The 23,613-nt window shown below is 34.8% G+C and carries 19 protein-coding genes; 5 read left to right on the top strand and 14 right to left on the bottom strand.

Annotation, left to right across the window (positions count from 1 at the left end; all coding sequences use genetic code 11):
- Positions 1-154 precede the first annotated feature (154 nt).
- Together FYJ55_RS01785 and FYJ55_RS01790 are read right to left on the bottom strand one after the other, a co-directional pair.
- Positions 155-2,641 (bottom strand): YhgE/Pip domain-containing protein, encoded by a 2,487-nt coding sequence (locus FYJ55_RS01785; protein ID WP_154555374.1) that lies wholly within the window; start codon positions 2,639-2,641, stop codon positions 155-157.
- Between the two features lie 2 nt (positions 2,642-2,643).
- Entirely contained in the window at positions 2,644-4,725 is a 2,082-nt protein-coding gene (locus FYJ55_RS01790) for an efflux RND transporter permease subunit (RefSeq protein ID WP_154555375.1), read from the bottom strand.
- A gap of 185 nt (positions 4,726-4,910) precedes the next feature.
- Between FYJ55_RS01790 and FYJ55_RS01795 the strand changes: the two genes are divergently transcribed.
- On the top strand, positions 4,911-5,519 hold the full coding sequence (locus tag FYJ55_RS01795; RefSeq protein ID WP_229771028.1) for a TetR/AcrR family transcriptional regulator: 609 nt from the start codon (positions 4,911-4,913) through the stop codon (positions 5,517-5,519).
- 7 nt (positions 5,520-5,526) lie between these two features.
- Here the strand turns inward: FYJ55_RS01795 and FYJ55_RS01800 are convergent, their stop codons facing one another.
- From FYJ55_RS01800 to FYJ55_RS01810, 3 genes are all read right to left on the bottom strand, one after another.
- Positions 5,527-6,444, bottom strand: a complete 918-nt coding sequence (locus tag FYJ55_RS01800) for a calcium/sodium antiporter (protein ID WP_154555377.1) — start codon at positions 6,442-6,444, stop codon at positions 5,527-5,529.
- Between the two features lie 73 nt (positions 6,445-6,517).
- Positions 6,518-6,604 (bottom strand): hypothetical protein, encoded by an 87-nt coding sequence (locus tag FYJ55_RS11445; protein WP_407651011.1) that lies wholly within the window; start codon positions 6,602-6,604, stop codon positions 6,518-6,520.
- Positions 6,601-7,407 (bottom strand): Rpn family recombination-promoting nuclease/putative transposase, encoded by an 807-nt coding sequence (locus FYJ55_RS01810; protein ID WP_154555379.1) that lies wholly within the window; start codon positions 7,405-7,407, stop codon positions 6,601-6,603. The genes FYJ55_RS11445 and FYJ55_RS01810 overlap by 4 nt, the downstream gene beginning before the upstream one ends.
- Before the next feature lie 260 nt (positions 7,408-7,667).
- Here FYJ55_RS01810 and FYJ55_RS01815 point away from each other — a divergent pair, with 260 nt between their 5' ends.
- Complete coding sequence (locus FYJ55_RS01815) at positions 7,668-8,564, top strand: calcium/sodium antiporter (RefSeq protein WP_154555380.1); 897 nt, start codon at positions 7,668-7,670, stop codon at positions 8,562-8,564.
- Between the two features lie 17 nt (positions 8,565-8,581).
- On the opposite strand, the gene mscL is transcribed toward FYJ55_RS01815, so the two are convergent.
- The 7 genes from mscL to FYJ55_RS01850 form a co-directional block, all read right to left on the bottom strand.
- Complete coding sequence (gene mscL, locus FYJ55_RS01820; RefSeq protein WP_154555381.1) at positions 8,582-8,941, bottom strand: large conductance mechanosensitive channel protein MscL; 360 nt, start codon at positions 8,939-8,941, stop codon at positions 8,582-8,584.
- Complete coding sequence (locus FYJ55_RS01825; RefSeq protein ID WP_154555382.1) at positions 8,942-10,153, bottom strand: dicarboxylate/amino acid:cation symporter; 1,212 nt, start codon at positions 10,151-10,153, stop codon at positions 8,942-8,944. It abuts the gene before it with no gap.
- Between the two features lie 83 nt (positions 10,154-10,236).
- A complete protein-coding gene (locus FYJ55_RS01830; protein ID WP_229771029.1) occupies positions 10,237-14,550 on the bottom strand; it encodes a PolC-type DNA polymerase III in 4,314 nt (1,437 codons plus the stop codon).
- Position 14,551: 1 nt separating this feature from the next.
- Positions 14,552-15,235 (bottom strand): ribonuclease III, encoded by a 684-nt coding sequence (gene rnc, locus FYJ55_RS01835; protein WP_117924560.1) that lies wholly within the window; start codon positions 15,233-15,235, stop codon positions 14,552-14,554.
- A gap of 1 nt (position 15,236) precedes the next feature.
- The gene (coaD, locus tag FYJ55_RS01840) at positions 15,237-15,713 is read right to left on the bottom strand and encodes a pantetheine-phosphate adenylyltransferase (protein WP_118114671.1); all 477 of its coding nucleotides are present in this window, start codon (positions 15,711-15,713) and stop codon (positions 15,237-15,239) included.
- The gene (gene rsmD, locus FYJ55_RS01845) at positions 15,710-16,264 is read right to left on the bottom strand and encodes a 16S rRNA (guanine(966)-N(2))-methyltransferase RsmD (RefSeq protein ID WP_154555384.1); all 555 of its coding nucleotides are present in this window, start codon (positions 16,262-16,264) and stop codon (positions 15,710-15,712) included. Before rsmD ends, coaD begins: the two co-directional genes overlap by 4 nt.
- Positions 16,261-17,469, bottom strand: coding sequence for an FtsW/RodA/SpoVE family cell cycle protein (locus FYJ55_RS01850; RefSeq protein ID WP_154555385.1), 1,209 nt, complete (start codon positions 17,467-17,469; stop codon positions 16,261-16,263). The genes rsmD and FYJ55_RS01850 overlap by 4 nt, the downstream gene beginning before the upstream one ends.
- Before the next feature lie 97 nt (positions 17,470-17,566).
- Between FYJ55_RS01850 and def the strand changes: the two genes are divergently transcribed.
- From def to FYJ55_RS01865, 3 genes are all read left to right on the top strand, one after another.
- Positions 17,567-18,118 carry a peptide deformylase gene (def, locus tag FYJ55_RS01855; RefSeq protein ID WP_154555386.1) on the top strand — a complete coding sequence of 184 codons (552 nt, stop codon included), beginning with the start codon at positions 17,567-17,569 and terminating at the stop codon, positions 18,116-18,118.
- 74 nt (positions 18,119-18,192) lie between these two features.
- Positions 18,193-20,004 (top strand): ribonuclease J, encoded by a 1,812-nt coding sequence (locus FYJ55_RS01860; protein ID WP_154555387.1) that lies wholly within the window; start codon positions 18,193-18,195, stop codon positions 20,002-20,004.
- Positions 20,005-20,038: 34 nt separating this feature from the next.
- Positions 20,039-20,878, top strand: a complete 840-nt coding sequence (locus FYJ55_RS01865; RefSeq protein WP_154555388.1) for a metallophosphoesterase — start codon at positions 20,039-20,041, stop codon at positions 20,876-20,878.
- A gap of 268 nt (positions 20,879-21,146) precedes the next feature.
- Here FYJ55_RS01865 and codA read toward each other — a convergent pair whose 3' ends face one another.
- Together codA and codB are read right to left on the bottom strand one after the other, a co-directional pair.
- Positions 21,147-22,382 carry a cytosine deaminase gene (gene codA / locus FYJ55_RS01870; protein ID WP_154555389.1) on the bottom strand — a complete coding sequence of 412 codons (1,236 nt, stop codon included), beginning with the start codon at positions 22,380-22,382 and terminating at the stop codon, positions 21,147-21,149.
- A 1-nt stretch (position 22,383) separates the two neighbouring features.
- A complete protein-coding gene (codB, locus tag FYJ55_RS01875) occupies positions 22,384-23,601 on the bottom strand; it encodes a cytosine permease (protein WP_154555390.1) in 1,218 nt (405 codons plus the stop codon).
- Positions 23,602-23,613 lie beyond the last annotated feature (12 nt).

Here is a 23,613-nt window from a genome sequence, read left to right on the forward strand (position 1 = left end):
AAAGAAACGCTAATCTGTCGATGTTTTTAATATTGCCTTCTCAACCCATAAAAAAAATCGGAAATTCTTTAATAGAGTTTCCGATTTTGTTTATTTAAGCCATTTTATTTTTCATGCGTAACTACTAAGGCATTCCGAAGAATACCTTTATAAACTATTTAGAACTTTCTTCCTTAGTACGGAATACATAACGACTCGTTACTGTAGCACCTTCTGGAGCACCAGAGTATGAAGCATATTCTTTATTCATAGCTTTGATTTCATCCATTACACTTTGTAATGTTTCAAGTTCTCCAACACCTAAATCAACCTTTTCTTTTAATTGATCCAATCCTTCAGACTTGAATTTTTCGTTACCTTCGTATAATTCTTTAGCACCTGAATTCAATGTTTCAAATGCCTTACCTAATGTATCTAATCCATCAGCCATTTCATTGAATGTTCCACTTTGTCCAGCAAGTGTTCCTGTTGCTTGTGATAATGCACTAGCACCACCATTTAATGTAGCACTATTTGAAGATAATGTTTTACTTCCCTCAGCTACTTGAGTAATTCCAGCCTCTGATTTCTTTTGAAGTTGAGTTAATCCAGCATTGACTTGTTGAACTCCACCTAAGATTCCTTCAGAACCTGCAGATAATTTCTTAGCAGCAGCTTGTAAACCAGTTACCAACTCTTTGAAGTTTTTAGCATTTTTCACCGTTGGAGTACTTGGATCAGTATATTGGCTCAATAATGCATCCATTTTACTTAATGTACCTTGCGCATCACTTAAATCTTTTTTCAAGCCACCTTTACCATCTTCACCAACTAATGTTTTTTGAGCATCTTTTAAACCTGATGTTACACTTGAAGTTGTACCAACTAATTTATTTACTAATTCTGAAATGTTATTTTGATCTTTTTCTACATTTTTAACGTATTGATCTAGATTATCAATATCACTAACAGTAAAGCTTTCTGGAATCAAACTTGCTAATACATCAGATCCAGCAGAAGGCTTATTTTGCTGCAATTTATCAATAGCAGCTTGAATTTCTCCCTGCTTTTCAACATTATCAGTTGCTGATTTTGCTTCATTCAATGCATTAACTGCAGTTGTATATGCAGTATCAATATTGCTATTAGCATCTTTAGTAGCTTGATTAATCTTATTTATTTGATCATTTATTAATTTAATTTGTTCTTTAATTTCATTATTTTTTTCATCAATTTCTTTGTTTTTATTTGAAATCTGGTCTTTTAAATCAGACACATCTTTTTTTAATGTTTCCACATCAGATTTCAAGTCCTCATTATATTTGGTAATGTCTGTAATTGCATCTGAAGCAGTATTAAGACTATTACTTAAATCACCTAATGTCGCACTATCATCAGTGATAGTTTTTTGCATACCACCTAAAGTATTCATGGCAGTTTGGATTTGGCTCTGCATAGTATCTAGTTCATTTGGATTTAATGTGTTTACTTGTGCTTCTAATTGTTTTAAACCTTCATTTAATTGAGTTGCACCATCTAATAAATTAGTTTTTCCTTGACCTAAGTTACCTGAAACTCCAGTTTGAATTTGAGATACACCTTGAGGAATTCCATATAATTGTTGACTTCCAGCAGCTAAAGTATCCACACCATTTGTATAAGCAGTTAATCCTGTTTGTAAGGCTTTAACACCATCATTTAATTGGATAGCACCTGCAGATAATTGTCTTACTTGATTAGATGAACCTGTTAATGGAGCAGCTTGTTCTTTTAATTGAGTTGTTCCATCATACAATTGTTTTGATCCATCAATCAATTGATTGTCGGCTTCAATTAGTTGGTTAACGCCATCTGTTAATTCAGATACAGAACCAATTTCACCTAATTCACTTGCCAAATCAATTTCATTTGTCATACCAACCATGATAGATCCTAAATCAAAATCATTGACATCCGCTTCTACTGTTACATCATCACTGATTCCCAATTGATTATTTACTTTGTCTAAACCTGCAGATTTTAATGTTTCATTCAAGCCTGGAATATTCGCAAATGCCAACATTTCATTTGTTCCGTCATTTACGATCTTACCAGATTCACACTTCACATTTGAGAACTTGCCAGTACTCATATTCAACATACCACCAGCTAAATAACTAGGGTGAATTACAATGGATTTGCCATTGATATTTTTAACTTCTGAATAGTTATTTGTGAAAGAAATCATTAATTTCAAATGACCAGACTTACCTTCCATATCTTTTGCAGACATTTCTTGACCATCTAATTCATAACGAATCTTAACAGACACAGGAAGTTGTTTTGTGGCTGTTCCTTCATAATATACGTCATTACCTTTCGCATTCCATGTATATGTATTTCCGTCTTTTGAAGGTTTTTCATTTGATTTAATGTTCTTAACATCTGTTAAATTTAAAGTTTCTTTAATATTATTAATTCCATCCTCATCATGTAACCAGCTAGATACGATTGTATCGCTGATGGAACCATCTGAGTTTAATACAGAATAAACAGTTTCTGTTTTTTCTGTAGGATTTTCATCATTACTTTGCGCAAATACAGTCACAGGCATCATACTTCCTGCCATAACTGCACTTAACAATACACTACCAACTACTTTTACTGTATGATTTAAATTCATATTTATTCTCCTTTCGCTTCCATGTTTGATTCTGGCCAATTCTTTGTCGTCTTTTCAATGAACTTGTGGCAGAAAATCAACAATGAAGGCAATACTAATAAGATACTTACGACTGAAATTAATGCACCACGCGCTAATAAGATAACTAATGATTTAATTAAATCCATCTTAGCTACAAAGCTTACACCGATACATGCGGCAAAGAATGAGAATCCACTTGTCATAATGGAAACACTCGATTTTTCCATCGCAATCAAAGCCGCTTCCTTAACCTTCTTACCATGCGATAATTCTTCTTTAAAACGCGTTGTCATTAAGATGGCATAGTCTACTGTGGCACCCAATTGAATAGTTCCGATAACCATATTTGCGATAAATGGAAGTGTAGTTCCTGTAAAGAATGGAATACCCATATTGATTGTGATCGCAAATTCAATGGTTAGTACTAAGATGACTGGAAGTGCAAATGATTTAAATGTTAAGGCAACAATGATAAAGATCATAATGACAGATAATACGTTAACCATCGCAAAGTCTGTATTTGTTGTTGTGATCAAATCACGTGTCATACTTCCTTCTCCACCAATCATACCCTTCTTATCATATTTATGAATGATGGTATCCATTTTATCTAACTGTGTATTTAATTCATCGGTTGCAGCTTTATAATCACTGTTCACAACAATTAATTTCTTTCCACCATTTTGGAAAATATCCTTTACTACACTTGGAGTAAAGTTGGATGCAAGTCCTGGACCCACAAATTCTTCATACGCTAATACGTTATGAATTCCTTTTAAATCTTTGATTTCAGAACACATATTCTGAATTTCATTCGTTGTTAATTTGTCATCCACTAAAACGAAATGTGTTGTTGTCATATCAAATTTATCTTTTAACTGATTTGTACCAATGATACTCGCAAAATCACCTGGCATACCAGAAATCAAATCATAATAGACATTTGTATGTGCCTGACCATATCCAAATGGAATGAAAATCAATACGAAGGCAACAAGAATCTTTTTATAGTGACGCATCACAAAACGAGGAACTCTATGTAACTCATTCAAAATTGTTTTATGTTTGTACTTTTCAATCGTCTTATCAAAGAACATCAACAAGCTTGGCAAAATGAAGATAGTTGATAATACACCAAGAACAACACCTTTGGCCATAACGATACCAATATCTCTACCTAGTGTTAACTGCATTACACACAAGGCTACGAAACCAGCAATTGTTGTGATTGAACTTGAAGTAATTGAAGTAAACGTAGCTTTGATAGCCTTAGCCATAGCTTCTTCATTTGGAAGTTTTTGTTTTTCTTCTTGATATCTATGTAATAAGAAGATGGAATAATCCAATGTTACAGCTAACTGTAATACAACAGCCAAAGCCTTTGTGATATAACTAATTTCACCTAAGAATACGTTTGTACCAAAGTTATAAACGATTGGGAAAATCATTCCTAACATAAATACAACTAGAGCAATCGTACTCTCTAATCCTAAGAACAATACGATCATACATAATACAACCGCAATACCTGCATAGATTGGCGTATCGTGTTCTGTTTGATCTTTAGTATCTTCACTGATGGCTGACATACCACCTAAGTAACAATCATCTTTTGTATATTTTTTTATTTTACTAATCGCATTCATTGTACGCATTGACGATGTTGGCTCTTTAAATGTAACAATCATCATTGTACTGTCACCAGAATATAGCATATCCTGAATGCTTTCTGGAATTGCCTGTTTTGGAACAGAGATATCTAATACATCATCTCTCCAAATACATTTTTCAACTCCATCAATTTTATTGATCTCTTCCTTAATTTTTGCGGCCTCTTGATCTGTCTTGTTGTTGACAACCAAGAAGTCTACACTCGATAAGTTAAAATCATCTCCAAGAATCTTTTGTGTTTTCATAGATTCTGAAGTCGAAGGTAAATAAGATAATAAATCGTAATTAATATTTGTATTGAAATAACCAATTGCACTTGGAATCAAAAGAACAATGGCCACAGCCAAAATCATATTACGATATTTAACTATCCATTTTGACATCTTATCCATATCGAATCACCTTTTTTTCTATCCTTTCCTTTACTACGTGAAGAGTATAGTACCAAACTGACCGCTAGTCAATATTTTGTTTTATTTTTTTAAAATTCCTAATATACAATTGTTTTAATATGTTCAATCGGTCATTTTTATTTGTATTTTCTAAATTATTGTTTATAATAAGGATGGTGATAAGCATGAAAAGTAAGATAATCGAAAACAAGAAAATAAAAGAAAACAACCTCTTACAGGCTGCCTTTAATCTATTCACAAAAGAAGACATCACAAATGTCTCTGTTAATGATATTGTAAAAAACGCGGGAGTCGCAAAAGGAACTTTCTATCTTTATTTCAAAGATAAATACCAAATACGCGATATTCTAATTCAAAAAGAAGCACATCGCCTATTTGAAGAAGCCCACAAACAATTAGAAAAGAATGATATTCGTAATTTTGAAGACTCAGTTATCTTCTTGATTAATCAAGTATTGATTCGACTAGAAAACAATCCATTGATCTTAAAATTCGTTGAAAGAAACCTATCTTGGGGCGTGTTCCATACCCAATTAAATACAGCAATCGACAATGATAGTTTCAATCTTATAAAAGAATTTAACGAAATTGCGACCGCAAATGGATATGAATTTGAAAATTCAGAAGTCATACTCTACTTAATAGTTGAACTTACAGGAAGTACTTGCTACAACAGTATTCTTCACAGTCAACCCCTTCCTATCGAAGAATATAAACCTATTCTTTTCGATTCCATTCGAGCTATCCTTTCCCAAGGAAAGAAAAAAAGCTAGGACAAACCTAGCGTACAATAATATAAATCATATAAATGACATATACAAGGATCACAAAGATCCCTTTTTTTCTTGTCATTGTATCTCCCTTTTTCGCAATACCATAAATTAATAGAGAAACACCAATCAAGACAAAAGTATCAATAATATTCTGTGAAGTAGCCGCAATTGGATGGATTGTACTTGAAGCACCCAAAATAAATAAAATATTCATTATGTTACTTCCAATCGCATTTCCTAAAGATAAACCACTCTCACCTTTTCTTGCTGCAACAACACTTGTTACTAACTCAGGCAATGAAGTTCCAATAGATACGACAGTTAAACCAATCAACGTATCACTCATACCAAGCATAGCTGCAATCTGTTTTGCACTATCTACAGTGATGTCTCCACCCCAAATAATACACGCAACTCCAATCACGATATAAATCAAGCATTTGATTCCCGATAAAGTTTGAACTTTCTCATCCTCAACACGATTCTTTTTAGCACTACGAATCAAGTTTAAAATAAACAATACCAAACCAACCAAGAAGATAATTCCTTCAAAGCGATTCAACATTCCATTTAACACAAAAATAGAAAGTAAGATGCTCACTAAAATATTGAGTTTTAGATCACGATTCAAAATATCCTTATCCATTAAAAACGGAGTAATCACTGCACTAGTTCCAACCACAACCAACGTGTTGAAAATATTAGAACCCACAATATTTGAAATCGCAATTTCATTACTGCCCATTAAGCCAGCCGTAATACTCACACTCGCTTCTGGTAAGCTTGTTCCAAGTGCTACAATTGTCAAACCAATAATAACTGAAGGCACTTTTAATTTACGGGCCACACTTGCACTGCCATCCACAAACAAGTCTGCACCCTTCATTAAAAGGACCATACCTAATACTAATAAAAGAAATACCATTTTCTCAATCCTTTCAAATTCACCTTATTATATCACAGGCTTAAAATAAAAAAAGAGATTTTTTCTCTTCTTATCAATCACTTAATACTCGTTTTAGACTCTCAACAGATATTGAATAAACCTTAGAAATCTCATTAACACTCATTCCATTCTTTGTCATAGTCTTGTACAAAAGAACTTGTCCCAATTCGACCCCTGTTCAATGCCTTGTTTTATTCCTAACTCAATTCCTTCAGCTTTCCATTCCTTTGACTTTACTTCCAGCCATCTCTTTTCAGCTTCACACATTTCAATTTCCTCCTTTTCCTCTAATTCTTCTAAATCCAACCATTCTACATCCGTTAATGTCTTGACGACTTTTAACACACTGCTTTTCACAAGTCCAAAATGATTACTCGTTCCTTCATAAATAGACTGATCATAAATACTTCGACATATGTAGAATAGATTATACACGTCTTCTTCATTAAAATTATATGAAGTATTTCCTGTGATTTCAATCAGATTCATTTTGTAGTCATGGAAATAGGATTCAAATCTTTCATCCACCTCGACTAGCTCAGAAAGCTGTCTTGCTGCATTCCAAGGCCTTTCACCTGTATAGAATACTAGAATGTGCACCATTGGTAGTTTTTCTTTCGACTTATTCTTTTTCGACTTCTTTAACATTCGCTCATAAGCTACATATTCATATACGACCGCTCTTACAACCATGGACATATCCACATAACTTTGATTCTCAATAATGAATGCACTATTAAGATTTCCATCATTGTACTTACGAATCACATCCACATGCTTTTCTAGATCCATATTCGAATCATTCATCTTTGAATCGAGTTCCATACAGTTTTCAGGTTTAAGAACTCTTTCTCCATCAAAGAAGTACGCATTAAAGAAGTCGACAAAATAGGCATTGTTTTCTAAAAACTCCTTCATAATTTTGTCTTTTGATTTATTCATGTGATTTCATCACCCCTATCTCATATACGAAATAAATGGAGGTTTCTCTAGAAAACTTGCATTTGTTAAAAAATTTTTACGTTAAAATATAGAATTTCTTGCACAAAATATGTATAATAAGCCCATAAAGGGAGTAGCCTGCACATATATGTGTTTACAGCTTCGTCAATACGATATTAAATCCGGACTGTGATGAAATGGCAAGACTTTGGTACATAAGACCAGAGTCTTTTTATTTTATCTGGTCCAGGAGGAACTATATGAACATAATTTTATTAGTATTAGGATTTATTCTACTACTAAAAGGAGCCGATTGGTTTGTCGATGGATCAAGCAGTATCGCATCACGCTTTGGCATACCCCAACTGATTATTGGACTTACTATCGTTGCGATGGGAACGAGTCTACCAGAAGCCTTCGTTTCTATTACAGCTGCTTTAAAATCGAATGCGGCCATCACAATCGGAAATGTTGTTGGAAGTAATATTTTAAATGTAGGAATCATTCTTGGCATTACAGCACTCATTCGTCCATTACATATTCAAAATAGTACAATCAAATATGAAATGCCATTTATGATGCTTGTAACACTAGTACTCATTCTACAAGGCATAAACAATACTATTTCACGCTTTGATGGTATTATCTTATGGTTATTCTTCCTTGGTTACTTATACTACATTTTCAGAATGACAAAAAATCAAATCGAAGAAGCAGAAATCAAAAAGACAAACCCATTATTTATTCCACTCGGACTGGTATGTTTAATGATTGGAAGTAACTTTGCGGTAGATGCAGCCACAAACATTGCCATTTCACTAGGTGTTAGCCAAAGATTTATCGGACTAACCATTGTTGCCTTAGGAACATCTTTACCTGAACTTGTCACTTCGGTAACGGCCGCCAAAAAAGGCAACGCCGATATTGCGATTGGAAACATCATAGGATCGAATATCTTTAATATCCTATTTGTCGTAGGTTCTAGTGCACTTATTACTCCCGTACCTTTTGAGCCTAACTTTATCATCGATTCCTTTGTCGCAATATTGATTGGTCTTGTCCTTTATATTTGCACTAAAAAAACAAGAGTACTCGGCAAAAAAGCCGGCATACTCTTGTTAGTGACATATTTAATTTACTTTATCTATCTTCTTTAACAAATCACGAATCTCTTCTAATAAGACAACAGTATCATCTTTTTTAGGTTCTTCCTGATCAAGTTGTTCATTTGTTGTCTTTTTAAAATGTGCAACAACTTCAGCATTGCAAAGATGCATGCCGCAACAATTAAAAAGTCCACAACATTTTGAATAAAATTACCATACGTAATTGTAGCTGTGCCTACTTGAATTTTTAAACCTGTAAAATCAAGTCCACCAATCAAAATACCCACAATCGGCATCAATATATCATTTGCCAAGGAAGTAACGATTTTCCCAAAGGCACCACCAATAATGACACCCACAGCCATATCCATCACATTGCCTTTGGCAATAAACTCTTTAAATTCACTGATTGTTTTATTTGGCTTCATTTATTTTTTCTTATCAAAATGCAAAGTTTGTTTCAAAACAGTAGAACAAGCCAAGTCACCAATGACATTCACACAAGTAGCTCCCATGTCACACAAAGTATTTACAGAAATATAAACACCCAAGATTTGATTTGTTGGAATTCCTGCAATTGGACATAAAGCCGCAAAAGCAGCAATCGCACCACCTGGAACGCCTGGAGTACCAATACTTAACAATACGTTACAAGCAAGTACTGTAACCATTGTTCCAATACTTAAATCAATACCTAAAGCTGTCGCAAAGAATGTAATCATAAATGACATCAAAATCGAAACAGCATCCATATTGATCGTTGCTCCTAAAGGAAGAGTCAACGAAGTGATTTCTTCAGGAATACCAATCTTTTCTGTTGCACACCTTAATGAAATAGGGATCGTAGCACTACTTGAACAAGTTCCAAATGCATTCAATCCTGCTGGTGCAATATCTTTAAAAAATTGAATTGGATTGTATTTTCCAAAGAATTTGACCATACCACCATAAATAATAAACGCATATAAATAGAATGTAATATACAACGCCAATAATACCTGTCCTAATTGAAGCATTGTATCCACACCATTTGAATACATAACTGTAGCGATACATGCGAATACCCCAAATGGAGTCACATACATGATCTTACTTATAATAAAAATAGAAATTTGATAAATCGAATCACACAAATTAATAAATGGGTCCGCTTTTTCCTGAATAGCCAAACATGCAAGTCCAATAATCACGGCAAACGCAAGAACTTGAAGCATATTTCCCGTTGCGAAAGCCTCTACTGGATTCGATGGAATAATATTCTGTAACGTATCCAACAACCCATTAAAGGTCGCAGCCTCCACTTGTGTTTTTGTCGCAACAATATGCGCATTCTTACCCAAATGTAACATGCGAGGCAAAACCAAACCTAGACCCGAAGCTAAAGCTGTTGTACCTGTATACCATAATAAGGCATGTAAACCTACCTTACCCGTTTTGGCAATATCCCCAATGCCAATGATCCCCATCACTAAACTTGTAAATACAAGTGGGAAAATCATCATTTTTAATGCCGACATATATATGGAAGCAACAACGCTCAATGCGGTATTTGCCCATTCCGGCATAATAATTCCAACAATAACACCTGCAATCAAGCCAATGAAAATACCAAGTGTTATATTATATCCTTTTTTTTTCATAACTCTCCTCCAATAATGTAAAATATTTTACCACATAATTACATAAATATAAAAATTTACACGTGCACAAAAAAAGACACTGCCTAAAACAGTGTCATCTGATTTTCTTCATCCAATCCCTCTAAAGCATTCATATCCGCTAACTTTTCAACTAAAGTCTTTGAAAGCTGTGTACGCTTCAATACATCTTCCTTAGATAGAAATGGTTTTTCGTCTCTAGCCTTAACGACAGACAAACCTACGTTTGAACCCAAGCCATCAATACTTGTGAAAGGCGGAATAATTGCTTTTGGATCATCTGGATCCACAATAAATTCGGTGGCTGCACTACGATTAATACTAATATTCGAGAATCTAAAACCACGCAATACCATCTCTAAAGCAAGTTCTAACGTATCATAAATAGCTAACTCTTTATCACTTGGTTTTTGTGTTTTATCCTCTTTCATATGTTTGATATCCGCCATTCTTTGGCGAATTGCAGCCTCACCCTGAATCATGGTCTGCACATCATAAGCATCACAACGAATACTAAAATACATACAATAATAATGTACTGGCATATGCACTTTAAACCACGCAATACGCACAGCCATCATTACATAGGCAACCGCATGGGCTTTAGGGAACATGTATTTAATTTTTGTACAAGAATCAATAAACCATTCTGGTACATTGTTCGCTTTCATTTCGGTAACCCACTCATCTTTTAAACCTTTACCCTTACGAACACTTTCCATGATCGTAAATGATAATTTTGGTTTAACACCATACCCCATCAAATCAACCATGATATCGTCACGACAACCAATAACTTCATTCAACTTACAAGTACCATTATCAATTAGATCTTTGGCATTTCCCAACCAAACATCAGTACCATGAGACAAACCAGAAATTGTGACTAATTCCGCAAACGTTGTAGGCTTTGTAAGTTCAAGAATACCACGAACAAATGGTGTACCAAACTCAGGAATCCCCGCTGCTCCTGTAACTTCATTATATTTTGTCGTATCGATTTTTAGTGATTCCGTTGTTGAGAATATAGCCATAGTTGCCTGATCATTCATAGGAATCTGACGAACATTCACCCCCGTTATTCTCTCCAACATTTTCATCGCCGTAGGATCGACATGACCTAAAATATCAAATTTTAAGATATTATCATGAATCTGATGGAAATCGAAGTGTGTTGTTTTCCAAGTCGCATTTGGATTGTTTGCAGGATATTGAACAGGCGTAAAATCATGCACATCCATATCCAATGGCACAACGACAATACCACCCGGATGCTGACCCGTTGTTCTTTTTACACCTTCACAACCCTTAGCCAAATCTACACGCTTTGCCTCATTAAAAGGCTCACACTCCATCTCTTCTTCATATCCTTTGACATAACCATACGCCGTCTTCTCCTGAACCGTACCTACAGTACCTGCTCTAAAGACGTGATCATCTCCAAATACTTCTTTTGTATAGGCATGGGCATTCGGTTGATATTCACCTGAAAAATTCAAATCGATATCGGGAACTTTATCCCCCTCAAAACCTAAGAATGTTTCAAACGGAATATCCTGACCATCTCCACGCATGATTTCACCACAAACCGGACACACCTTATCTGGTAAATCAAAACCAGACTTAGCTTCGTCCCCCTCTAAAAACTCATAGTGCTGACAATTTTTACATACATAGTGAGGTGTTAATGGGTTTACCTCAGTAATATTGGACATTGTCGCAACAAAACTAGATCCTACAGATCCACGCGAACCTACAAGATATCCATCATCATTACTCTTTTTAACAAGTAAGTGTGAAATATAATATACTACATAGTAACCATGACCAATAATACTATCTAACTCACGAGTTAAACGTTTCTCTACAATGTCTGGCAAATCATTTCCATACCATTGGTGAGCTGTTTCAAAACAAATATCACGCAGCTTTTGGTCAGACCCCTCAATGTCAGGTGGATACAACTTATCTTTGATTGGAAAAATAGGCTCTGTTAATAACTTCAATTTATTTGTGTTTTCCACAACAACCTCATATGCTACATCTTCACCCATCCATTCAAATGCCTTCAACATCTCATCTGTCGTCAACAAATGCTGATTTGGATTGCTCGTAGCTTTACGCGCTTGCTTGTTATAAATATAGAGAGGATGTCTAGCATTACCAATTGCCTTGGCATTTATATATACATCACGAAGACGTTTCTCATTAGGATTCACATAGTGTGCATCACTTGAAGCAATCACCATCCTACCCGCTTCTTTTGCGGTATCATAGATAAACTGCAAATACCACTTCAAATCATCCACATCTGTAATGCTTCCACGATCCAATAAATTCTTATAACACTCTAATGGCTGTAACTCAATATAGTCATAAAAGCCCATAGCTTCCAATAATTCTTTTTTACTTCGCGTATGCGCCAATTCAAAAATTTCACCATTTTGACAAGAAGAACCAATTAATAAGTTGCCGTTATCCCACTTCTTTGAGATTTCCTCCTTAATAATACGAGGCTGACCATTTTCTTTACCCATACTCACCAAATATTGTGTATGTGATAAAGTAATCAATTCAAACAATTCTTTTAAGCCATCCTTATTCTTTGCGAATACCGTCATATGATATGGACGATTTCTCTCATAAGGTTTTTTCGAAGCGTATTTCTCACATCCACTTTCCATATCAACTAATGTATCTAAAGTAGCTTCATGTCCTAATTGATTCATCATATTATACATGACTTGAGAAAGTACATCCGCATCATAGTCCGCACGGTGCGCACCTTCACCATCATAACTCACACGATAATGACGACATACACTTCCTAGATTAAATCGCTTTTGATCATCCGGAAGCATCGCATACGATAGTGGCAATGTATCAATCACAGGATTTGTCAGTTCATCACGACCTGTTTTTCTGCAAGCTGCATTCATAAAGCCAACGTCAAACGTTGCGTTATGCGCTACTAAAATAGAATCTCCAATAAATTCTAACAACTCATCTAAAGCGTCTTCAATAGGTTTTGCACGATCTACATCATTTTGTGTAATATGCGTTAAATTTGAAATGTGGGCAGGAATCGTACGTTTTGGATTAATGAACATCTGTAAACGCCCAACCTCTTCACGATTTTTGATTTTAACCCCACCAAATTCAATAATTTCATCACGCGTATTCGAAAGGCCCGTTGTTTCCAAGTCAAACACGACAAATGTTGCATCTTCAAGTTTGCGATGATCATTATTATATACAATATGATATTTAGAATCTGCCACAAGCATTTCACAACCATACAACATTTTAAATTCACGATTCGGATCTTGTTTGACCAAAGCCTCAATCTTATGTTGTGCCATTGGAAATGCCTGTACGACCTGGTGATCACACACACCGATAGAATCCATCCCCCAGTCATAGGCAGTCTGAATAAATTCTTCGATTGCACAAACACCATCCATTTCTGAAAAATTAGAGTGAACATGCCATTCTGTTCTTTTTACTTTCGCATGATCTTCTCTTTTCTTTTCCTTTGTGATTTCTAATTTACGAACCATAAACGAGTCGCACTTTGAGAATGAATCATAAACAACTTCACCCGTTAATACAACGTGCATGCCTTTTTTTACCGATTGAATCTCTTCAATAGGACATTTTGCCCCTTCAAAACGTTTGGCAACGATCGCATCATCGTAATCACTGATATACAACATCTGCAAAGTTTTACCACTCTTCATAACACGATTATCAATATCGAAAATATGTCCTTCAATTTGAACATTTGAATAGCCCACTCGTAAATCTGCAATCTTATATGTTGTAGCTGATTCCTTCTTATAGCTATTTGAAGAAGGATACTGCTTCTTTACTGGCTCTTGTTTCACAACAGGTGCATTCACTTGAACCTTTGCCGTTTCAATTTCAATATCATCCTCAACTTTTTTACACACAATTTCCTGCGTAATCCCTACATCCTCTAACTTCTCCATTAATGAAGGTAAAGCCAAATTTAAAGCAGCAAGACGAGACTCATCGCGTGTAGAAAAACAGATTGTATCATTTTCTAAATAAGGATGTAGAAAGCGAAAATCCTTCACATCACTATATTTTTCCACAAAATAATTTACATAACGATCCAGTTCATCCATTTCAATAACGCTATTCTTTGTGTGCATATGCAACTTTACATGAGCATGCAAAGAAAGCTGAAGCTTAGTAATGATCTGTTCATAAATTTCCAAAGGAATTACATTCTCAAACTCAATGTAAAAATCAACCATTTTATGCGCTGTATGAAATACAGGATTCTCATAAAAAGTTGCATTTTTAAAATACGCATATAATTCCGGATCTAGTAATTTCTCAAATACTTCCATTTTATTTTGCCATCTTTTCAAAAGCATCTTTAGCTGCTTTTTGTTCCGCCTTTTTCTTTGTGCTGCTCGTTCCCTGACCTAATAAAATATCATCTAAATACACACCCATTGTGAAGGTTGGTGCATTGCTTGGACCTTTTTCTTCTAACAATTTATATTGAATTGTCTTTCTAGAATCTGCCTGAATCACCTCTTGTAAATGTGTTTTATAGTCTGTAACAGCCTCACTCTTTTCTTGTTTAAATACTGGCTTCATATATTTTGTCAAAATCTCGTCACAAACAGCATATCCCTGATCAATATAGATAGCTCCAATACAAGCTTCAAATTGATCGGCCAAAATACTTTCTCTATGGCGTCCACCCGTTTTTTCTTCACCAACACCTAGACGCAAGAATTCATACCATCCTAATTGTCTATTCAATACGGCTAATGTAGATTCACACACTGTCTGTGCACGAAGTGTTGTCATTTGTCCTTCACGCATTTTAGGTTCCATCAAAAATAATTGTGTGGCACTCCAAATTTGTAAAACAGAATCTCCCATAAATTCTAAGCGCTCATTGTCTCCCATTTCACGATGATGTTCATTGGCATACGAAGAGTGGGTACAAGCTTCTAGATAAATATCTTCATCTTTATATTGATATCCATTTGCCTTTAACCAATCAATAAACTTTTCCATTTTATTCTTCTCCTTTTTTAAGATCTTCTAATACACAAGCAGGAACAAATCCCGAAATGTCCTGACCATATTTAAACAGTTCTCTTACGTTTGAACTTGAGTACAAACTATATTCAGGACGAGTAAATAAACATACTGTCTCAATGTCCTCATTCAATCTTGCGTTCATAAACGCCATGTTTTGCTCGTATGTACAATCCACACCATTACGAATTCCACGTACCAGCACAGTCGCATTCACACTTTTGCATGCCTCGACAACTAATCCCGATTGAATCTTACATGTTACGTTTGACAAGTGCTTCGTTGATTCATTCAACCATTTTAATCTTTTTTCCTCTGTAAACTCATTATTTTTATCTGAGTTTGGCGAAATAAAGACCACTAATTGATCAAACAACTTACTCGCTCTTTCAATAATATCTAAATGACCGTAAGTAACTGGGTCAAATGTTCCGCAAAATGCTGCTATTTTCATTCTTCATTCTCCTCTTTTTGATAATAAGAAATACGCGTAATGCCATATGTCTTCTCTTTATATTTTATGAATGAAGCTATTTTTTCTGGCCACACCTCTTCTTGCAGGCTTTCCACCACAATAACTCCATCTGATTTTACAATATCTAAATCCTCTAATTTTTGAATCAACTTTTCATTTTCTTGTTTCGCATAAGGAGGATCAATATAAACTACATCATACTTTAAAGTCAAACGCTCCAATACACTAAAAATATTTCCACAAATGATTTTGGTCTCTTTTTCTGCCTTTAAACTCTTTACATTCTCTTTAATGACAGAAATGGCCCCTTTATTATTGTCCACCAAAGTCGCATGATCCATTCCGCGACTCACAGCTTCTAACCCCATATTTCCAGTTCCACTGTAACAATCTAGAAAGTTACCACCAGCAAACATGTTCCCCAAACTTGAGAAGATGGCCCCTTTAATTTTATCTTGTGTCGGTCTAGTCGCATCATTTTTAGGACTCTTTAATGATCTAGACCCATATTTTCCCGCTACAATTCTCATAATAATCGATCCATCTCCCTTCTTCGAATTGCACAAATGCAGTTTTGTGCCAATCCCATTGTCAACATGACTGAAATCAAGCTTGTACCTCCACTACTTATAAATAGTAGGGGTACTCCGGTAAAAGGAATCAGGCTAGCCACACCACCAGCATTCAAAAAGAAGTGCATAAATAGATAAACGCCTGCGCCGCCTAATATTATTTTGTACATATTCTCATTTGTTTTAAAGGCATAATAAAATAAGCGAAATTCAATAATTCCATACAGAATAACCAATCCAAACAAACCAAAGATACCTGTTTCTTCAATCAATACAGCCAAAATATAGTCATTATCAGCCTGTGTTAAATAACCATATTTACGTGCCGAGTTTCCAATACCTTTTCCAACAATATTGGAGCTTGCGATTCCATATAAAGAATTGGCTGGTTGATATCCATCCCCATAAACATCGTTATATGGATCTTTGAAGTTTTCAACACGCACCGCAATATGTGCAAATGACGTATGTTTTAAGATTTCATTTCCTATATTTGTAAATCCAAATAAAACAACACCAAAAACAATTCCTCCATAAATAAGTACTTTTAATACTCGTTGTGTATGTTGTAAAACAGGATATTTTGGAATCATGATACAAGATATAAAGATAAATCCAATGATAACAGCGGTTCCCGTATCTTTTTGACAAAGCACAATGATACATACACAAATAAATACGGCCCACGCCCTTTTAAAGAGTCTACCTTTTTCCTTTAACATAATTGATTTCTTTTTTGCACGATACAAGCATGTCGCACAAATAATCAGCAATAATGGTTTTGCGAATTCACTTGGCTGCAAAGATATACCGGCAATCTGAATCCAGGCATGGCTTCCTCCAATTTCTGGAAACGCAAATGGAAGTATCATTATGAACAAACAAAGTGGAACAATAAACCATTCTATTTTTGAATACCATCGAAAGCGAAAAAAGCGATTCATAAACCACATGGCAATATATCCACATATGCAAAATATACTTTGTTTGACAATTACTTTTGGGACAATGTTAGGGGCATATGTTGTTTTTCCTACATTGGTTGAAACAATCGTAAATGTTCCAATCAACAAAAGAAGCGCCACCGCCCAATTGATATACTTATCACACTTTGGATCTAATGCGAAAAATGATAATTTTCCCTTCTTTTTTTGTTCGGACATGTAAATCCCCCCATCATAAATTCTATTTTAGCATATTTTCAAAAATCATTTGTCAATAATTCAAAAATGCTATAGAATGTTTGCGAGGATGATTACTATGAAAATAACAAGCAAAGATATTATATTGGATACAGACGAAAGAATTCGTATGCAAAGTGAACCTGTTCAATTGCCTTTATCAAATGAGGATCGGGAACTTTTACAGGCCATGTTAGATTATGTGCGTAATTCACAAAATGATGAAATTGCTAAAGCCGAAGATTTACAGCCTGCCGTTGGTATTGCAGCTGTACAAGTTGGTGTTTTGAAACAAATGATTGCGGTTGTGGTTCCTTATGAAGATGGTGTAGATGAAGTTGCACTAGTCAATCCTAAAATCATTTCCGAATCCGTACAAAACGCATATTTAGACAATGGAGAAGGTTGTTTATCCGTAAAAGGCGAACATCCAGGACATGTTTTCCGTCATGCAAGAATTAAAGTTCGTGGTTATGATTTGATTCAAGATAAAAATGTAACAATTTCAGCTGAAGGATATTTCGCAATTTGCCTTCAACACGAAATCGATCACTTATCAGGTACTCTTTTCTACGATCATATTGATGCCAATAATCCATGGAAAAGTGATGATGAGGCAGAAGTCATTTAAGCTTCTGCTTTTTTAAATCGCGTAGCTTTGCTATAATAACAATAGAGTCATTAAATTATAGAAAGAGGTCGAATATGCCAAAAACACAAGAACAAGCGTTTGGGCATGCATCGAACAAAAAACCATATCATGCAAAAAATCACGTTGAAAAAGGTGATACTTTGATTTACGCCCTAGGGGGATTAGGCGAAGTCGGTAAAAATATGTATTGCTACGAACACGAAAATGAAATCTGTATCGTAGATTGTGGCGTTTTGTTTCCAGGTGATGAACTATTAGGAGTTGACTATGTAATTCCTGATTATCATCATTTGATTCGCATGAACAAAAAAAGAAAGTTTTTAGTAATTACCCATGGTCACGAGGATCATATTGGAGGAATTCCATTCTTACTAAAACAAGTCCAAATTGATGCTATCTATGCACCTCGTTTTGCGAAGGCTTTGATTCTTAAAAAGTTAAGTGAACATAAAGGACTAGAAAAAACAAAAATTATTGAAATTGATGAAAACTCAAGTATCTCAACAAAATACTTTAAAGTTGGTTTCTTCAATACCATCCACTCTATCCCCGATTCTTTAGGTGTACATATCACATGTCCTAATGGATCTATTGTCCACACAGGTGACTTCAAATTTGACTTAACTCCTGTTGGAACAAATGCAGACTACCAGAAAATGACATTTATTGGTGTCACAAAACCAGACTTATTAATGTCAGATTCTACAAATTCTGGAGTTGAAGACTTTTCTATTTCAGAAAGAAAAGTTGCCAATGAAATCCAAGACATTATGCGTAAGACAAAAAAGCGTTTAATTGTTGCGACATTCGCATCCAACGTACATCGTGTTGCCCAAATCATTGAAGCTGCTACCAAATTTGGTAGAAAAGTAATCGTATTTGGTCGAAGTATGGAAAACGTTGTCGATATCGGACGAAAGATGGGAACAATCAAAGTTAAAAATTCAGACTTCTTAAGTCCTGAAGAATTAGCTTATACACCAGATGATAAAGTTTGTATTATTTGTACAGGAAGTCAGGGTGAACCTTTGGCTGCCCTATCAAGGATTGCGAATGGTACACACCGCTTTATTCACTTAAAACCTGGAGATACAATCGTATTCTCAAGCAACCCAATTCCAGGAAACCAATCAAGCGTCAATCGCGTTATTGATAACTTATTTAGATCGGGTGCTACAGTATTGACAAAATCCATCTTAAATAACTTGCATACAACAGGACATGCTTCTAAAGAAGAACAAAAACTAATGTTACAGTTAGTTCGTCCAACCTATTTTATGCCAATTCATGGTGAATATAAGATGTTGATGCAACACCGTCAAACCGCAATGGAAACAGGTATTCCTAAAGAGAATATCTTTGTATGTGCAAATGGAGATATTTTAATTTTAAGAGATCACAAAGTACTACAAAGTGACTGGCGATACCAAGGTGACGATATTTATGTCGATGGAAATGATATTTCCGGATTATCCACTGCCGTTTTAAAAGATCGTCGTATCTTAGCTGATAATGGATTAGTTGCCGTTATCTTAGCTATCGATTCAAAAGAAAACAAAATCTTAATGCGACCAGTTATCGTATCACGTGGATTTGTCTTCATTAAAGATTCACAGGGATTGATCAAAGAAGCTGAATATATTGTGAATAATTCTCTTCAGGAAAAGATGAAAGAAAAAACCACTTTCTCTGAAATCAAAAACTGTGTACGCTCTACATTAGAACCATTCTTATACAAGAAGACACATCGAAACCCGATTGTAATTCCAGTTATCTTGAATTCAAAACAAACAATGGAAGAACTTCAAAAGAATCGTAAGAACAATTTCCATGCAAGAAAACCAAGAGCAACAAAGGCATCCTAGTGATGTCTTTTCTATTTTATGATAAAATAGTTTCATGACAAAGTTACAGAAACAAATGTTTATCATCATTGCCATATTATTTGCGATTGTATTAAGTATGCTAGGATCTTTGAAAATCGCAAAAAATGTTGAACCCGAACAATTGAACGTACAATATGAAACCTTGAAAGATGAAAAAATTCCATCCTCAATGAATGATGTATCCATTGTTTATTTTACGGATGTGCAATATGGTAAATTTGAAAATAAAAAAAGAGCCGATAAACTCTTTAATAAAATTGAACATTTAGATCCAGACATTCTAATTTTTGGTGGCGATCTATTTGATGAAACCTGTCAGATGACTCAAGAAGACATAGATTATATCACCAATAAATTATCTAAGATGCATGTTCCACTAGGTAAATTTTGTGTCTTAGGTGAAAAGGATGATGCAAACAGCGACGTAGTTCGTTCCATTTTAAATCAGGCACAATTTGAAATATTAGAAAATGAAACAATTCTTCTTACAAACAAAAAAGAGGAAGGCATTACATTAAGTGCATTATCAAATATTCCAGATCCAAGTAAAATTTCAACGTCAGACAAACAATACAATCTGCTCATCACTCACATGCCAGATACACTGACTAATGAAGAATTATCCACAAAATCAATATCCCTTGCATTATGTGGACACTCTCATGGCAATCAAATCACATTCCCTATTTTTGGTGGATATAAATCGATAGATGGGGCAAAATCACTGAATCGTTCCTACGCAAAACGTCTTGCCTTTCCATACATCATTTCATCCGGTGTAGGATGCACACACGTAAATCTTCGTTTTATGGCAAAACCAGAAATCTATTATTTCATGCTACAAAGTAAATAAGAGGCTTTTTAAATTAGCCTCTTATTCTTTTTTCTTTAGACATTTAATTAGAAGTTCATTGTTCTTTTTGATTTCATCTTTAATAGAAACTAGTTCTAACAAGATGAATACTAAGATTATTATGATAAAGATAGTTAGAGACATGCATGTCCCCCTCTTTTCTATTCGGATATCTCTACTTAAATTTTATCATAACAATAATACGGATATTCATCTTCTTCTCTTTCTAAATTATTAAGCAAAAGAAAAAAAGGTCCATAAGGACCTTTTAAAATAGAATCTTTCGTGTTGCCGGTGTACAAGATGCGATCAATTTTCCATCTTTGTAAGATTTTAATACTGGAGCATCCAAATTTAAAGCTTCATGATAATTTTTTGCATCCATCACCACAAAACTTGCTGGATTTCCTTCTTGAATTCCGTAGCTATCCCCTAAGTGTAAAGTTTTAGCTGCATTTGTCGTTACAAATTTATACGAATTTAAAATTTCTTCATACCCCATCATATGTCCAGTATAGATTCCCATAAAAACAGGATCACGCATATTTCCACTACCCATTGGATTCCATGGATCAAAAATATCATCGGTTCCAAAAGATACATTGCATCCTGCTTCTGTTAATTCTTTAACTCGTGTTAATCCACGACGTTTAGGATATGTATCCGCACGACCACCTAAATGTACATTCACACAAGGATTGGCTACAAAGTTAATATTTGACATTTTTAAAATACGCATCAAACGAATCATATACGCATTATTATAAGAATGCATTGCCGTTGTATGACTTGCCGTTACCTGATCTTTCATACCAGTTTCATAAGCAAGTGTCGCAACTGTTTCAAGTCCTCGACTTGCTTCATCATCAATTTCATCACAATGAATATCAATTAGCTTTCCATATTTTTGTGCTAATTCAAAACAAATTTTTAAAGATTCGACCGAATATTCACGCGTAAATTCAAAGTGAGGAATAGCTCCAGCTGCATCTGCCCCCAATTTCAAAGCTGTTTCCAACAATTCCTTTCCTTTTGGATAACTCAAAATTCCATATTGAGGAAACGCAACAATTTGAATATTCATGAAATCCTTTACTTCTTCTCTTAATTCCAAGATAGCTTCTAAAGCTGTTAGATTTGGATCATTGATATCCACATGCGTACGAACATGTTGAACACCATGACTTGCCTGCATACGAATGACTTTATTCACACGATCCATTACATCTTTTTTAGTTAAAAATTCCTTACGCTCTTCCCAACGCTCAATACCTTCAAATAAAGTTCCCGACATATTCCAATGTGGTTGACCAGCTGTCAAACAAGTATCTAAATGAACATGAGATTCAACAAAAGGAGGAAGGACAAGTTTTCCTTCTAGATCCATCACTTCTTCTTGTGCATATGGTTCTAAATCTTTTCTTATTTCTTTGAATTTTCCATCTTCAATTCGGATACACTTTAATTCTTCATTATTTTCAATACACACATTTTTTATTAACATTTTATGCCTCTTTCTTTCTTATATACCCTATAAAATAACATACTGATGCTACAACCATCGCATTTACCGCTGCAATTCCCCAAGGAAGAATATTTGCAACAATAGCTCCAACAATAACACCAACAATATTGAAACTATTAAAATTACCTACATCCATATTGTCTTTATATTTTTTTCTTTTCATAAAGAAATCTAGAATGACAATAATTCCGATTGGCGGCAAAGCACAATTCAGTATGTTAAGCCAACCTGTAAAATTGTAATACAACCAAATGGATAAGATGGTTCCAATAACACCTGCAATCCATGTTGTTATTTTCATTTGGATATTTGTGATATTACTAATCGCAAGACCACCTGTATAAAGAGCGTTATTATTTGTTGTCCAAATATTAGCTCCTAAAACAATAATAGCAGGAATTGCCAAACCTTGTGCAATCATAACATAGAAAATGTCATCAGCGCCTGTAAAAGCACCTCCAATTGCACCGAAACAAAACATTAATGTATTCCCGAAAAAAAACGCAATGACTGTAGTCCAAACCGCAATTTTATTATTTTTCGCAAAACGAATAAAATTCGGTGTCGCTGTCCCTCCAGAAATAAAGGAACCAATCACATATCCAATTCCTGTAAACACACTGATTTTTCCAGCCGATTGTGCAAACACAGCCACAAGACCACCACCATCAGTTGTGGCAGTAACCATTGAATAAACACCCAATACAACAATTAAAGGTACAGATATCGTACTTACGACTTCTAATGCCTTCATACCTGTAGCAGCTGTCAAAGTCATCAATAACCCAGCTGCGATTGTCAATGCCCATTCATTGATACCTAAAAGTTGAGCTGTTGGAATTGAAAACATCGCTACACCAACGCCAAACCATCCAATTTGTGTAAACCCTAGAACTAAGCTTGATAAATAAGATCCTTTTTTACCAAAAGCTTTTCGACAAAGCAAATCCATTGTTAGTCCTGTGTCAGATCCTATATAGGCTAATATCCCACAATAAATGGATAAAATAATTCCACCAATGATACACGCTAAAACAAATTCACTAAAATCTAAACCATTTCCTAGTTTTGCTCCTACACTCATACTTGCAGAAAAGAAGGTAAATCCAAGCATGACAAAAAACATACTTCGAAACCCTTTTCTTGCACTTTCTGGAACCGCTTCTAATGAATAATCTGTATCTTTTATTTCTTCCATATATACTCCCTC

This window comes from Holdemanella porci (genome assembly GCF_009696075.1).
Classification (GTDB): domain Bacteria; phylum Bacillota_I; class Bacilli_A; order Erysipelotrichales; family Erysipelotrichaceae; genus Holdemanella; species Holdemanella porci.

What these genes read in the sequence shown, in the direction of transcription:
- FYJ55_RS01860 (WP_154555387.1), top strand. Translation starts at nt 18,193, where the DNA reads ATGCCAAAAACACAAGAACAAGCGTTTGGGCATGCATCGAACAAAAAA.
- FYJ55_RS01810 (WP_154555379.1), bottom strand. Translation starts at nt 7,407, where the DNA reads ATGAATAAATCAAAAGACAAAATTATGAAGGAGTTTTTAGAAAACAAT.
- FYJ55_RS01790 (WP_154555375.1), bottom strand. Translation starts at nt 4,725, where the DNA reads ATGGATAAGATGTCAAAATGGATAGTTAAATATCGTAATATGATTTTG.
- FYJ55_RS01830 (WP_229771029.1), bottom strand. Translation starts at nt 14,550, where the DNA reads ATGGAAGTATTTGAGAAATTACTAGATCCGGAATTATATGCGTATTTT.
- FYJ55_RS01865 (WP_154555388.1), top strand. Translation starts at nt 20,039, where the DNA reads ATGACAAAGTTACAGAAACAAATGTTTATCATCATTGCCATATTATTT.
- FYJ55_RS01795 (WP_229771028.1), top strand. Translation starts at nt 4,911, where the DNA reads ATGAAAAGTAAGATAATCGAAAACAAGAAAATAAAAGAAAACAACCTC.
- FYJ55_RS01825 (WP_154555382.1), bottom strand. Translation starts at nt 10,153, where the DNA reads ATGAAAAAAAAAGGATATAATATAACACTTGGTATTTTCATTGGCTTG.
- FYJ55_RS01815 (WP_154555380.1), top strand. Translation starts at nt 7,668, where the DNA reads ATGAACATAATTTTATTAGTATTAGGATTTATTCTACTACTAAAAGGA.
- FYJ55_RS01850 (WP_154555385.1), bottom strand. Translation starts at nt 17,469, where the DNA reads ATGTCCGAACAAAAAAAGAAGGGAAAATTATCATTTTTCGCATTAGAT.
- def (WP_154555386.1), top strand. Translation starts at nt 17,567, where the DNA reads ATGAAAATAACAAGCAAAGATATTATATTGGATACAGACGAAAGAATT.
- mscL (WP_154555381.1), bottom strand. Translation starts at nt 8,941, where the DNA reads ATGAAGCCAAATAAAACAATCAGTGAATTTAAAGAGTTTATTGCCAAA.
- rsmD (WP_154555384.1), bottom strand. Translation starts at nt 16,264, where the DNA reads ATGAGAATTGTAGCGGGAAAATATGGGTCTAGATCATTAAAGAGTCCT.
- FYJ55_RS01800 (WP_154555377.1), bottom strand. Translation starts at nt 6,444, where the DNA reads ATGGTATTTCTTTTATTAGTATTAGGTATGGTCCTTTTAATGAAGGGT.
- codB (WP_154555390.1), bottom strand. Translation starts at nt 23,601, where the DNA reads ATGGAAGAAATAAAAGATACAGATTATTCATTAGAAGCGGTTCCAGAA.
- codA (WP_154555389.1), bottom strand. Translation starts at nt 22,382, where the DNA reads ATGTTAATAAAAAATGTGTGTATTGAAAATAATGAAGAATTAAAGTGT.
- coaD (WP_118114671.1), bottom strand. Translation starts at nt 15,713, where the DNA reads ATGAAAATAGCAGCATTTTGCGGAACATTTGACCCAGTTACTTACGGT.
- FYJ55_RS01785 (WP_154555374.1), bottom strand. Translation starts at nt 2,641, where the DNA reads ATGAATTTAAATCATACAGTAAAAGTAGTTGGTAGTGTATTGTTAAGT.
- FYJ55_RS11445 (WP_407651011.1), bottom strand. Translation starts at nt 6,604, where the DNA reads ATGACAAAGAATGGAATGAGTGTTAATGAGATTTCTAAGGTTTATTCA.
- rnc (WP_117924560.1), bottom strand. Translation starts at nt 15,235, where the DNA reads ATGGAAAAGTTTATTGATTGGTTAAAGGCAAATGGATATCAATATAAA.